Here is a 12,370-nt window from a genome sequence, read left to right as displayed (position 1 = left end):
AGGAACAACTCAGCTCGCATCGATCCGCAACGCCTCGCAATGCAAATCGCTTCGAAAGCATGGATTTTCAGGGCTTTAGCGGAGGCCGTGGCGAAGTTTGGAACTCCTGGTAATGGTTAAATGGTGCCCCAGGCCGGACTCGAACCAGCACGCCCGCGAAGGCAACAGATTTTGAGTCTGCCGCGTCTACCATTTCGCCACTGGGGCAGCGCGCGGGACTATAGTGGCGCGCGGGCGGGCGTCAACTGGGGTGTAGGGGCGGGCCGCGCGGCGGGCGGGGGATAAAGACGGTCTTTACGGGGGCTCGTCTAGACTGGGGTAACAGGCCGGCGCGCCGGTCCCCCGATCTTTCGAGCGAGCCAGGACCCCGCATGGCCTCACCGACCTCGACCGAGCCGCCGGACCCTGCGCGCGCCCATCCGGCCGCCGCCGACACGGCGGAGGCCGGCCGGGCTGCCGCGGACCGGCTGGCGGACGTCGCCCACGAGATGCGCGGGCCGCTCGGCGCGGTGATCGCGCTCGGCGACCTCTTGCTCGCCCGCGACCTCGACGCCGGCGACCGGCGGGTGGTGGAGCTGATCCGGCTTGCCGGCCGGCATCTGCTCGGGCTGGCGGACGATCTCGCCGGGCCGGACGGGACCGGGCCGGACGGAACTGGGTCGGACGGGACCGGGCGGAACGGGACCGGGCAGGACGGAACGGCGCGGACTCCGCCGCTGGGACGGGTGGCGCCCGGCGACATGGCGCGCTCGGTGGCCGCCCTCTACGCGCCGCTGATCGGCGCGGCGGGCCTGCGGGTGTCCGTGGACGTGGAGCCCGGCCTGCCGGACCACGTGCCGGCGAACGAGACCTGGCTGCGCCAGGTGCTCGTCAACTTCGTCTCCAACGCGTTGAAGTTCGCCGCCACGGAAGTCCGGGTGCGGGTCGCCGTGGAGGGGACGGACGTGGTCTTTTCCGTGCTCGACGATGGTCCGAGGCTTGGCGCCGCAACAGGCGGCGTGATGGACGGGCGGCCGGACCCGGTGACCGGCCGGGCCGGCAGCGGCCGGGGGCTGGCGATCGCGCGTCGGCTCGCCGGCGCCCTCGGCGGCACGCTCGCGCTCTCCGGCCGGCCGGAAGGCGGCACGTGCGCGGCGTTCCGCCTGCCTCTCGCGACGGCGGACGGCGGGGCGACGACGGACAGCGGGGCGGGGGCGGACGAGGCGCCGCGGGCCATCGGGCGCGCGCGGGCCGGCGCGGGGCGGCCGCGCACCGGCCGGCGGCTTCTCGGCGTGCGCCGGCGCATCCGGCGGCGGCCGGTCCGCGGGCCGGCGGACGCGGCCGGCGTCAGCCTCAAGGGCATGGCCGTGCTGGTGGTGGACGACAGCCTGGTCAGCCGGCTCCTGATGCTCACCATCCTGGAAAGCTTCGACATGCGCGTGGTGGCGGTGACGTCGGGCGCCGAGGCGGAGGCGGAGGTGCGCCGGCGGCGGCCGGACCTCGTCTGCCTCGACTGGACGCTCGACGGCGAGACCGGCGAGAGCGTGCGTTGCCGCCTTGAAGAGGTGCTCGGGCCGGCCATGCCGCCGGCGATCGCCATCACGGGGCTCGCCACCGCACCGCGGCTGCCGGAGGCCGGCTGGCAGGGCGGGCCGGTGGTGGCCAAGCCCTTCTCGCCGCGCGAACTGCATCTGGCCATCGAGACAGCGCTTGCGCCGCAAAGCGCGACCCGGGCGCCCGGGCACGGGCGTCCGTCGTGACGCGCGGGCTCGACGGCGGTCCGCTCACCGACGCCCGCGCCACCCTGGGGGAGGCCTGGATGCGGCTGGCGGAGACGGCGGCGGAGCCCAATCCCTTCCTCACGCCCGCCATGCTGTCGGCCGCCGCCGGCCGGGTGGAGCCGGACGACTGGACCGTGGTGGCGGTGCCGGGGGCGGACGGCGGCGACCTGGACAGTCTGGCGGTGCTCCGGCGCGCCCGGCCGCTGCCGGGCCTCGGCCCACGCATGGGCAACGGGTTCGCCAGCCGCTTCGGGCCGCTCGGCACGCCGCTCGCCCGGCCGGGCTTCGACGCCGGCCGGCTGATCGCCGCGCTCGGCACCGTCGCCGACGTGGTGCGCCTGCCCTACCAGCGGCTCGACGGGCCGTTCGTCGCGGCGCTTTCTGCGGCGGCGGCGGCGGAGGGCCTGACCCTCCATGCGCTCGACGTGCACGCCCGCGCGGCCTTCGACCCGGCGGCCGATCCGGCGGTCGGGTTCGGGCCGGGGCTGCAGGGCAAGCGGCGGAAGGAACTCGGCCGGCTGCTGCGCCGGCTCGACGAGGCTGGCGGGCACCGGCACGAGACGGCGACGACGACGGCGGGTGTGGAGGCGGCGTTCGGGGCCTTCCTGGCGCTGGAGCACGCCAGCTGGAAGGGCCGCGAAGGCACCAGCCTGACGGCCGAACCGGGCGCGCGGGCCTTCGCGGCGGACCTCATCGCGGCCTTCGCGGCCAACGGGCAGGCACGGGTGGACGTGCTCCACGTGGCCGACGCGCCGGTGGCGGCGCTGGTGACGCTCTCGGTGGCGGACCGGGCGGTGATCTGGAAGATCGCCCACGACGACGCCCACGCGGCGCGCTCGCCGGGGGTGCAGCTGATCCGCCTCGTCTCGGAAAGCTTCCAGGCGGAGCGGCGCTTCGCCGAGGTGGACAGCCTGGCGACCCCCGATCATCCGATGATCGACCGGCTCTGGGCCGGGCGGATCCGCATCGGCACCCTGGTGTTCGCCACCCGCCGCGACGCCAACCGCAAGGCCGATCTCGCGGTGGCGTTGCTGATCGCACGCCGGCGGCTTGGGGCGGCGGCGCGGGGCGTGAAGGCGCGGCTGCGCCGGACGGGCTGATTCCGACGCACGGAAAAATCGGACGGAGCCGGCCGTCGCGTGCCGGCGATGAGACGGCGGCGGCCGGTCAGGCGGCCGGGTCGGCGGCTTCGGCCTCGGCGCGGGCGCGATCGCGGAAGCCGCGGCGGATCAGCTTGCCGCTGGTGGTCATGGGGATCTCGTCCACGAAGGCGATCTCGCGCGGGTATTCGTGGGCGGAGAGGCGCTCGCGCACGTGCGCCTTGAGGGCGGCGGCAAGCGCGGCGTCGCCGGTCTCGCCGGGCTTCAGGCGCACATAGGCCTTCACCACCTCGGTGCGGACCGGATCGGGCTTGCCGACCGCCACGGCCAGCTGGACCGCCGGATGGCCGAGGAGGCAGTCCTCGATCTCGCCCGGGCCGATGCGGTAGCCGGCGGAGGTGATGACGTCGTCGTCGCGGCCGACGAAGGCGATGTAGCCGTCCTCATCCATCAGGCCGGCGTCGCCGGTGACCATCCAGTTGCCGACGAACTTGGCCGCGGTCGCGTCATCGTCGCCCGCGTAGCCGAGGAACATCACCGGGTCGGGCCGGCGGATGGCGATCTCGCCGAGCTGGCCCGGCGCGACGGGCGCGCCGTCCGGCCCAAGGATGGCGACGTCGTGGCCCGGGATGGCGCGGCCGATGAAGCCCGGCCGGCCGACGCCGAGGGCGTGGGCGGAGCCGATCACCGCGTTGCACTCGGTCTGGCCGTAGAATTCGTTGACCGGCAGGCCGAGCTCGGTCTGGGCCCACTGGTAGGCCTCGCGGCCGAGCGCCTCGCCGGCCGAGCCGATCGCCCGCAGGCGGAGGTCGTGCCGCTCGCGGATGCCCTGGAGCGGGCGCATCAGCTTGAGGGCGGTCGGCGGCAGGAAGGCGTTGGTGACGCGGAAGTCGGCCATCAGCCGGCAGGCGAGGTCCGGGTCGAACTTCTCGAACCGGTGCGCCACCACGGGCACGCCGAAGTGGAGCGCCGGCATCAGGGCGTTGAGGAGGCCGCCGGCCCAGGCCCAGTCGGCCGGCGTCCACATGACGTCGCCCGCCTGGCCGAGGCCGTCCTGGGCAAGGTCGATGCCCGGCAGGTGGCCGAGGAGGACGCTGTGGCCGTGGAGCGCCGGCTTCGGCAGGCCGGTGGTGCCGGAGGTGAAGATCATCAGCGCCGGGTCGGCCGGGCCGGTGTCGACGGGCGTGAAGCGGTCGGACGCGCGGGCGAGGAGGTCGGCGAAGGCGAGCGCGCCGGGCGCCGGGCCGTCGGTGGTGATCACCAGCGAGAGGTCCGGGCAGGCGTCCGCCACGGCGGCGACCTTCTCGGCGGCGGATGCGGTGGCGATCACCGCCTTGGCGCCGGCGCGCGCCAGCCGGTAGCCGAGCGCGTCCACGCCGAAGAGGATGGAGAGCGGCAGGGCGACGGCGCCCATCTTGTAGGCGGCCACGTGGGCGACCACCGCCTCCACCGACTGGGGCAGCAGGATGGCGACCCGGTCGCCGCGGCCGACGCCGTTGGCGGCGAGCGCGTTGGCGAGCCGGTTGGAAAGGCGCGACAGGTCCGCGAAGGTGGTGACGTCGACGCCGCCGCCCGGCCGGTGGGCGAGGATGGCCGGCCGGTCCGGCTCGACGGCCGCCCACCGGTCCGACACGTCCACGCCCATGTTGAGGCGGGACGGGACGGACCACCGGAAGGCCCGGGCGAGACTGTCGAAGGAGGGACGCGTCAACACGGGGAAATGCACTCGATCACGGTCGTTCGATGACCGACGAGTGTGAGCGCGTGCGCTGCGGGATTCAATTGCGCATCGCCGAAGAGGCTTAAGATTTGGCCTAAAGATGTAGGATGAAAGGCGCGGATCGGCCTTGCGGGCGCGGCAAGGCTCGCGCTCCCGGTTATTCAGTGGTCGGCAAGGCCCGAGGCCGCGATCGCCGTCAGTTGCCGATTTGCGCGCCCGCCACGGTGACCACGCTCGGCGAGCCGGCGACGCCCGGCACGCCCGCGACGCCGACCGCATCGCCCGGCGGGCGCGAGAAGATCAGGCACCAGAACACCTTGTACTTGGAGTTCGGGTTGTAGGCGGTGCCGATGCCCATGCGGGTCATGTCGGCGTCCTTCATGCCGCGGTCGTGGGCGGGGCTCTCCCGCCAGCCGGAGAAGGCCTCCGCCAGGGTGCGGTAGCCGGCGGCGATGTTCTCGCCCGCCGCCGCGAACGCGTAGCCGTTGGCGCGCAGGCGGTTGCCGAGCCGGGCCTCGTCGGAGAGGGAATGGGACATGCGGTCGGCGGCCGCCATCTCCGTTGCGTAGGCGCGGGCGATGCGGCCGAGTTCCGGATCGAGCGCGAGGGCGCCGACGCCGCTGCGGGCGCGGTACTGGTTGATCATGGAGAGGGCGCGGCCCTGGTCCACCTGCGCGTTCGGCGCGGCGAGGTCCTCGTAGAAGGTGGGCTTCACGGCGACCCGCGCCGGCTCGGACTGGCAGGCGGCGAGGGCGAGCGGGGCGGCGAGGAAGACGCGGCGGCTGAGCGGCATGGGGCGGGCGATCCGGATGGGCTGAAGACGGCGGAAGGGACGGGACGGCGTTGGAGGGCGGGCGAATCGCCGCCGGCCGAGGACCGACAATAGCGGCGACGGCGGCAATGGTGTGGCCGTGGCGGCAGGACACCTTGCGTTTCGCCCGAGGGTTGGCGAAGTTGACGGGTCCCTTTCCGTGGAGAAGATCCCTTGCCGCTCCTCAACCGCGCCGCCGACATGGTTCCCGAGATCACCCTCTGGCGGCAGGACCTGCACCGCCATCCGGAGGTGCTCTACGCGGTGCACCGGACGGCGGGCGTGGTGGCCGACAAGCTGCGCGCCTTCGGCTTCGACACGGTGACCGAGGGCGTCGGCCGCACGGGCGTGGTGGGCGAGTTGCACGGCCGGAACGGGCCGGGCGGCCGGCGGATCGCGCTCCGCGCCGACATGGACGCGCTGCCGATCCAGGAGATCGCCGAGGTGCCGCACAAGTCCACGGTGCCGGGCGCCATGCACGCCTGCGGCCACGACGGGCACACGGCCATGCTGCTCGGCGCCGCCCGGCACCTGGCCGAGACGCGCGCCTTCGACGGCACCATCGTGTTCATCTTCCAGCCCGCCGAGGAAGGCGGGGCCGGCGCCCGGACCATGCTGGAGGACGGCCTTCTGGAACGCTTCCCGTTCGAGGAGGTCTACGGGCTGCACAACATGCCGGGCATCGACGTCGGCCGGTTCGCCATCCGGCCGGGCGCCATGATGGCCTCCGCCGACGTGTTCCGCATCGAGATCGAGGGGCGCGGCGGCCACGCCGCCAAGCCGCAGACGACCATCGACCCGGTGCTGGTGGGCGCCCACGTGGTGATGGCGCTGCAGTCGATCGTCTCGCGGAACGCCGATCCGCTGTCGGCGGCGGTGGTGTCGGTCACCCAGTTCCACGCCGGCGACACCAACAACGTGATCCCGCAGACCGCGCTTCTGTCCGGCACGGTGCGGACCCTCGATCCCGCCGTCCGGACGGCCGTGGAGGCGCGGGTGCGCGCGGTGGCCGAGGCGACGGCGGCGGTCTACGGCGCGCGGGCGGACGTGACCTACACCCCCGGCTATCCGGTGACCGTGAACGACCCGGAGGCGACACGGCTCGCCGCCGACGTCGCCCGCGCCGTGGTGGGGCCGGGGCAGGTGACCGAGACGGCGGACCCGATGATGGGGGCGGAGGACTTCAGCTATCTGTTGGAGAAACGGCCCGGCGCCTACATCTTTATGGGCAACGGCCCCTCGGCGGGCCTCCATCACCCGGCCTACGACTTCGACGACGGGGCGATCGCCTACGGGGTGAGCTGGTGGGTGGCGCTGGCGGAGCGTCTGCTCGCGCGCTGAGGCCGGCGGCCGGGGCCCTCGCCCTTCGGAGCGGCGGGCCGGGTGGCCCGCCCTGCCCGGCGGGGCGCCTGGATGGTCAGAGCGCCATGACCTTGAGGATGGCCGGCGCCATGATGACGGCGAACAGCACCGGCAGGAAGAAGACGATCATCGGCACGGTGAGCTTCGGCGGCAAGGCGGCCGCCTTCTTCTCCGCCTCGTTCATGCGCATGTCGCGGTTTTCCTGTGCCATAACGCGGAGCGTGCTGCCGAGCGGCGTGCCGTAGCGCTCCGACTGGATCAGCGATAGGCAGACCGACTTGACGCCGTCGAGGCCGACGCGGGCGGCGAAGTTCTCGTAGGCCATGCGCCGGTCGGGCAGGAAGGCGAGCTCGGCCATGGTGAGGCTGAACTCCTCGGCGAGCTCCACCGACTGGATGGCGATCTCCTCGGCCACCTTGCGCATGGCCGCCTCGATCGACATGCCGGATTCCACGCAGATCAGCAGCAGGTCGAGCGCGTCCGGGAAGGAGCGCTTGATGGAGAGCTGGCGCTTGTTGACCATGTTCTTGACGTAGACGATCGGCAGGTAGAAGCCGAGATAGCCGGCGCCGATGCAGATCGCGGCCTTGAACATGGGCGGCCGGTCGAGCTTCAGGACGATGAAGACGTAGAAGATCGCGACGGCGAGGAAGATGAAGGGCAGGACGAAGCGGGCGAACAGGAAGATGGTCAGCGGCGCCTCGCCGCGAAGACCCGCCTGGAGCAGCATCTGCTCGGTCTTCTGGTCGGCGAGCGCGTTCTTCAGGGAGAGCCGGGTGACAAGGTCGCGCATGTAGCGCTTGGATTCCTTGCCGCGCAGGCTGCCCCGGCTGCTTTCCGCCTGGAGGCGGGCGCGTTCGCGGGCGCGGATCTTGTCGCGCTCCACGGCGACCGCCTTCATGCGGTTCTGCAGCCGGTCGGGCTGCAGCATGGGCATGGCGATCGACAGCACCGTCATGAAGATGGCGACGGCGATCAGCGTCGACATCAGGAAGACGGGGTCGCGGACCGTATCGATGAAACCGGACATGCCCGCCCTCAGATGTCGAAGTTGATCATTTTGCGCATCACCATGACGCCGGTGAACATCACCAGCGCCGAGACGCCGAGCACGACCTGGCCGCGCGGATCGGTCCACAGGATGGAGATGTAGTCCGGGCTGGTGATCCACACGAGCGCCATCACGATGAGCGGCAGCGAGCCGATGATGCCGGCCGACGCCTTGGCCTCCATGCTGACCGCCTGGATCTTGGCGCGCATCTTCTTGCGCTCGCGGAGCACCCTGGCGAGGTTGCCGAGCGCCTCGGAGAGGTTGCCGCCGGCCTTGGCCTGGATGGAGATGACGATGACGAGGAAGTTGCTCTCCGGCAGCGGCATGCGCTCGAACAGGCGGGAGATGGCCTCGTCGAGGGGAATGCCGATGGCAAGGGCGTCCACCACGGCGCGGAACTCGCTGCGGAGGGGCTCCTTGGCCTCGGAGGCGATCATCCGGAGGCAGTCGTTGAGCGGCAGGCCGGCCTTGACGCCGCGCACGATGACGTCGACCGCGTTGGGCAGTTCATCGAGGAAGGCGGCCTGGCGGCGCTTACGCAGGTAGTTGACGAGGAAGCGCGGCAGGCCGAGCGCGCCGACGACGGCCGCCCCGAGCCCGACCGTCAGCGGCATGCCGGCGATCAGCATGCCGAAGAAGCAGAGCACGCCGGTGATGGCGCTGAAGATCCAGAACTTGCCCATGGAGAGCTTCAGGCCCGCCTGCTGGAGACGGAGCGGCATGGGCGGGTTGGTGGAGCGGGCAGCCTTGAACTTCTGCTTGAGCTCGATGTCCTTCAGTGTGTCCTGCACCGAGCGCTTGCGCGACGACACCGGGTCGGCCTTGCGCCCGCCGGCGCCGGCGGTGCGCACCGGGGCGGCGGCGACGCGGACGAGGCGCTCATCACGCTGCTTTTCCGAGGCGATGCGGCCGTAGAGCAGCGCGTAGGCGACCGCCGCCGCCGACAGGCCGATCAGGCCCATCATGGCGAGGACGGTGGTATCGATACCGAACAGCATGGGTCGCACTCACCTTCGCGGGACGGCGGATCAGTTGAAGGCCGGCAGTTCGTCCGCCTCGGCGGCGTCGAGGGCGGCGGCGAGGCGCTTGTCCTCGCCGTAGTAGCGAGCCCGATCCCAGAAGCGCGGCCGGCCGATGCCGGTGGAGCGGTGCCGGCCGATCAGGCGGCCGTGCTCGTCCTCGCCGACCACGTCGTAGAGGAAGAGGTCCTGGGTGACGATCACGTCGCCTTCCATGCCCACCACCTCGGTGATGTGGGTGATGCGGCGCGACCCGTCGCGCAGGCGCGCGGCCTGCACCACCACGTCGACGGAGGCGCAGATCATCTCGCGGATGGTGCGCGACGGCAGGGTGTAGCCGCCCATGGTGATCATGGATTCCACGCGCGAGAGCGCCTCGCGCGGGGAGTTGGCGTGGAGCGTGCCCATGGAGCCGTCGTGGCCGGTGTTCATGGCCTGGAGGAGGTCGAACGCCTCCGGGCCGCGCACCTCGCCGACGATGATGCGTTCGGGGCGCATGCGCAGGCAGTTCTTGACGAGATCGCGCATGGTCACCTGCCCCTCCCCTTCCAGGTTGGGCGGGCGGGTTTCCAGGCGCACCACGTGGGGCTGCTGCAGCTGCAGCTCCGCCGCGTCCTCGCAGGTGATGATGCGTTCGTCGGATTCGATGAAGGCGGTGAGGCAGTTGAGGAGCGTGGTCTTGCCCGAGCCGGTGCCGCCGGAGACGATGACGTTGCAGCGGACGCGGCCGATCACCTCCAGGATGGTGGCGCCCTCCGGCGAGATGGAGCCGAACTTGACGAGCTGGCCGAGGGTCAGCTTGTCCTTCTTGAACTTGCGGATGGTGAGGGTCGGGCCGTCGATGGCGAGCGGCGGCGCGATGACGTTGACGCGCGAGCCGTCCGGCAGGCGCGCGTCGCAGATCGGCGAGGCCTCGTCCACCCGGCGGCCCACCTGGCTGACGATGCGCTGGCAGATGTTCATCAGCTGGGTGTTGTCGCGGAAGCGGATGCCGGTCTGCTGCACCTTGCCGGCGACTTCGATGTAGGTGGTGTTGGCGCCGTTGACCATGATGTCGGCAATGTCGTCGCGGGCGAGCAGCGGCTCCAGCGGCCCGTAGCCGAGCACGTCGTTGCAGATGTCGTCGAGCAGTTCCTCCTGCTCGGAGATCGACATCACCACCGCTTTCAGCTGGATGATGTCGTTGACGATGTCGCGGATCTCCTCGCGCGCCGTCTCCACGTCGAGCTTGGCGAGCTGGGAGAGGTCGATCGTCTCGATGAGGGCGGAGAAGATGGACGACTTGACGTCATAGTAGTTGTCGGACTTGCGCCGCTCCGCCGGCATGGGCGTGGCGAGGCCGCCGCCCGACCCGGCGGGCTTGGCGTCGCTCCTCGGCGGCGGCGCGCTGGCGGCCGGCGGCGGGGGCGCCGCGGAGGTCGACGGCGGCGGCGCCGTCGGCTTCAGCGGCTTGGCCGCGCCGTCGCTCTGTCCGAAGTTTCCTCGCTTGCCGAACATCGTTGCACTTCACTCCCTGCCCGGTCAGCCGGGCGCTCGGCGGCCAAGGGACAAACGCGACAGGAGCGGCGCGAACGCTCCCTTGCGGGCCTTGCGCACCGGCTCGCGTCCCATCACGCGCCGGGCCAGATCGGAGAAGGCGTCCGCGATCGGGCTCTTGGCGCTCACCTCGGCGATCATCTGGCCGTTGTTGGCGGCGGCCCCGAAGAGGGCCGGGTCGAACGGGATCACGGCGGCGATGTCGAGCTCCAGCGCCTTGCGGAAGTCGTCCGGCTTGATCTCCGGCCGCTTGGGCACCCCGACCTGGTTGATCACCAGCCTGGGCGCCAGATCGTTCGGGCGCATCAGCTTCAGCTGGTCGACGAGGTTCTTGGAGTTGCGCAGCGACGCCAGGTCCGGCATGGCGGTGATCACCACCTCGTCGGCGGTCATCAGGGTCTGCCGCACCCAGCCGCTCCAGACGTGCGGGATGTCGAGCACCACGGCCGGCACCCCGGCGCGCATGACGTCGACGAGGGTGGAGAAGGCCGTTTCGTCGAAGTCGTAGGTGCGCTCCAGCGTCGCCGGCGCGGCGAGCAGGCTGAGGTTGTCGGCGCACTTGGCGAGGATGCGGTCGAGGTAGACGTCGTCGATCCGCTCCGGCGAGAACACCGCGTCGGCGATGCCCTGGGCCGGGTCCTGGTTGAAGTCGAGGCCGGCGGTGCCCCAGGCGAGGTCGAAGTCGCCGATCACCACGTCGGACTCGAAGTCGCGCGAGAGGGCGAAGCCGACGTTGTGGGCGACGGTGGACGAGCCCGCCCCGCCGCGCGCGCCGAGGAAGGCGACGGTGCGGCCGACCGGCCCGGCGTCCGGCGACAGGTAGAGCTCGCCGATCTCGCGGATCACGTCGAAGAGGTCGAACGGCGCCACCATGTAGTCGCTGACGCCGCGCTTCAGGAGCTCGCGGTAGAGCGCCACGTCGTCATAGTGGCCGACGAGGATGACCTTGCTGCCGCCGTCGCAGACGGCCGCCAGCCGGTCGACCTGCTCGAGCGCCTTCTCGCGCCGCTCCTTGCTCTCCACGAAGAGGAGGTTGGGCGTCGGCGCGGAGCTGTAGAAGTCGGTGGCGGCGGCGATGCCGCCCATGTGGATCTTCACGTGGGTGCGGGCCATGCGCCGGTCGCCCGCCGCCTGCTCCAGGGCCGCGGCGACCTCCGGGGTCTCGCAGAAGGCCTGGATGGCGATCCGCGGGATCGGCCTCAGGTCCACGTTCTCGGCGATCCGGTCGCCGGGCGCGGGCACGCCGCCTGCTGTCGCTCGATCCATCAGCCCCCTCCAACGCTGGACAACGAACCGCCCTCGATCGGGGCGGTGGACGACGGCTGTTCGCCGGTGACCCATTTGCCGTACTGGACGGTGCGGCGGGCGCCGCTGGCGGGCGTGCCTGCGCGCGGGGCGATCAGGTCGGCCGGATCGTCCACCATGGCGGCGAGGTTCGCCTGGGTGGTGCAGCCGAATTCGCTGTCGCTGTCGTTGGTGGCGTCGCGATAGATGTTCTCCGCCCAGGCGCCGCAGCGCGGTCCGACCGCCTTGATGCGGCTGTAGCTGAGCCGGATCGGCGCGGCGACCTCCGGCTCGACCACCGCATAGGGGCGCGTCTCCACGAGGGTGCGCGGCAGGCCGGCCCGGTCGACCGTCGCCACCACGTGGCGGGCGACGGCGGCAGCGGTGCGGTCGTTGGCGGCGCCCGACGGCACCATGATGACGAGGGAGCCGGTGGCCTTCTCGCGGGCGTCGGCGGCGAACGCCATGACCCGGTCGCGGTCGTTGGGCGACAAGCCCGGCGAGCCGTGGCCGACGGCGATGTCGAGCGTCTCCGGCGCCTCCTCCACGGTGATCGGATGGCGCTTGCGATAGTCGTCGGAGGGCAGCGACCCGGTGATGTCCGGCGCCTTGGCGCAGCCCCCGAGGGCGACGAGGCCGGCGAGACCCACCGCGGCGGCGCTCACGCGCACACGTCCCGACAGCCGACCGAAGATCGTCATGCGTCCAGTCTCCTCTGGGGTGCGGA

10 protein-coding genes and 1 tRNA gene are annotated in these 12,370 nt (G+C 71.9%); 3 read left to right on the top strand and 8 right to left on the bottom strand.

The features are described from left to right. Positions 1-121 precede the first annotated feature (121 nt). Positions 122-207 (bottom strand) — tRNA-Leu (locus tag BUQ68_RS12365). Positions 208-371: 164 nt separating this feature from the next. Between BUQ68_RS12365 and BUQ68_RS12360 the strand changes: the two genes are divergently transcribed. Beyond that, a complete protein-coding gene (locus BUQ68_RS12360; protein ID WP_075216275.1) occupies positions 372-1,739 on the top strand; it encodes a hybrid sensor histidine kinase/response regulator in 1,368 nt (455 codons plus the stop codon). Then, a complete protein-coding gene (locus BUQ68_RS12355; protein WP_075216274.1) occupies positions 1,736-2,860 on the top strand; it encodes a GNAT family N-acetyltransferase in 1,125 nt (374 codons plus the stop codon). Before BUQ68_RS12360 ends, BUQ68_RS12355 begins: the two co-directional genes overlap by 4 nt. Before the next feature lie 67 nt (positions 2,861-2,927). Here the strand turns inward: BUQ68_RS12355 and BUQ68_RS12350 are convergent, their stop codons facing one another. Both BUQ68_RS12350 and BUQ68_RS12345 read right to left on the bottom strand, forming a co-directional pair. Then, the gene (locus BUQ68_RS12350; protein WP_075216374.1) at positions 2,928-4,574 is read right to left on the bottom strand and encodes an AMP-binding protein; all 1,647 of its coding nucleotides are present in this window, start codon (positions 4,572-4,574) and stop codon (positions 2,928-2,930) included. A 202-nt stretch (positions 4,575-4,776) separates the two neighbouring features. Further along, positions 4,777-5,373 carry a CAP domain-containing protein gene (locus tag BUQ68_RS12345; RefSeq protein ID WP_075216273.1) on the bottom strand — a complete coding sequence of 199 codons (597 nt, stop codon included), beginning with the start codon at positions 5,371-5,373 and terminating at the stop codon, positions 4,777-4,779. A 192-nt stretch (positions 5,374-5,565) separates the two neighbouring features. On the opposite strand from BUQ68_RS12345, the gene BUQ68_RS12340 reads away from it, so the two are divergent. Next, positions 5,566-6,732, top strand: coding sequence for a M20 aminoacylase family protein (locus BUQ68_RS12340; protein WP_075216272.1), 1,167 nt, complete (start codon positions 5,566-5,568; stop codon positions 6,730-6,732). A gap of 76 nt (positions 6,733-6,808) precedes the next feature. Here the strand turns inward: BUQ68_RS12340 and BUQ68_RS12335 are convergent, their stop codons facing one another. Genes BUQ68_RS12335 through BUQ68_RS12315 form a run of 5 tightly spaced genes read right to left on the bottom strand, consistent with a single transcriptional unit; the run spans position 6,809 to position 12,344 of the window. Beyond that, positions 6,809-7,783: a type II secretion system F family protein gene (locus BUQ68_RS12335; protein WP_075216271.1), complete on the bottom strand. Its 975-nt coding sequence runs from the start codon at positions 7,781-7,783 to the stop codon at positions 6,809-6,811. A gap of 8 nt (positions 7,784-7,791) precedes the next feature. Further along, positions 7,792-8,799, bottom strand: a complete 1,008-nt coding sequence (locus BUQ68_RS12330) for a type II secretion system F family protein (protein WP_075216373.1) — start codon at positions 8,797-8,799, stop codon at positions 7,792-7,794. 33 nt (positions 8,800-8,832) lie between these two features. Next, entirely contained in the window at positions 8,833-10,320 is a 1,488-nt protein-coding gene (locus BUQ68_RS12325; RefSeq protein WP_075216270.1) for a TadA family conjugal transfer-associated ATPase, read from the bottom strand. 24 nt (positions 10,321-10,344) lie between these two features. Further along, positions 10,345-11,625 carry a CpaE/TadZ family protein gene (locus tag BUQ68_RS12320; protein ID WP_075216269.1) on the bottom strand — a complete coding sequence of 427 codons (1,281 nt, stop codon included), beginning with the start codon at positions 11,623-11,625 and terminating at the stop codon, positions 10,345-10,347. Then, entirely contained in the window at positions 11,625-12,344 is a 720-nt protein-coding gene (locus BUQ68_RS12315) for a CpaD family pilus assembly protein (RefSeq protein ID WP_075216268.1), read from the bottom strand. Before BUQ68_RS12315 ends, BUQ68_RS12320 begins: the two co-directional genes overlap by 1 nt. Positions 12,345-12,370: the final 26 nt, after the last annotated feature.

Origin of the sequence: Mongoliimonas terrestris, assembly GCF_001927285.1 — a bacterium.
GTDB lineage: Bacteria > Pseudomonadota > Alphaproteobacteria > Rhizobiales > Pleomorphomonadaceae > Chthonobacter > Chthonobacter terrestris.
Note: the sequence above shows the minus strand (reverse complement) of the source record. Positions and strands in the feature narration are given on the sequence as shown.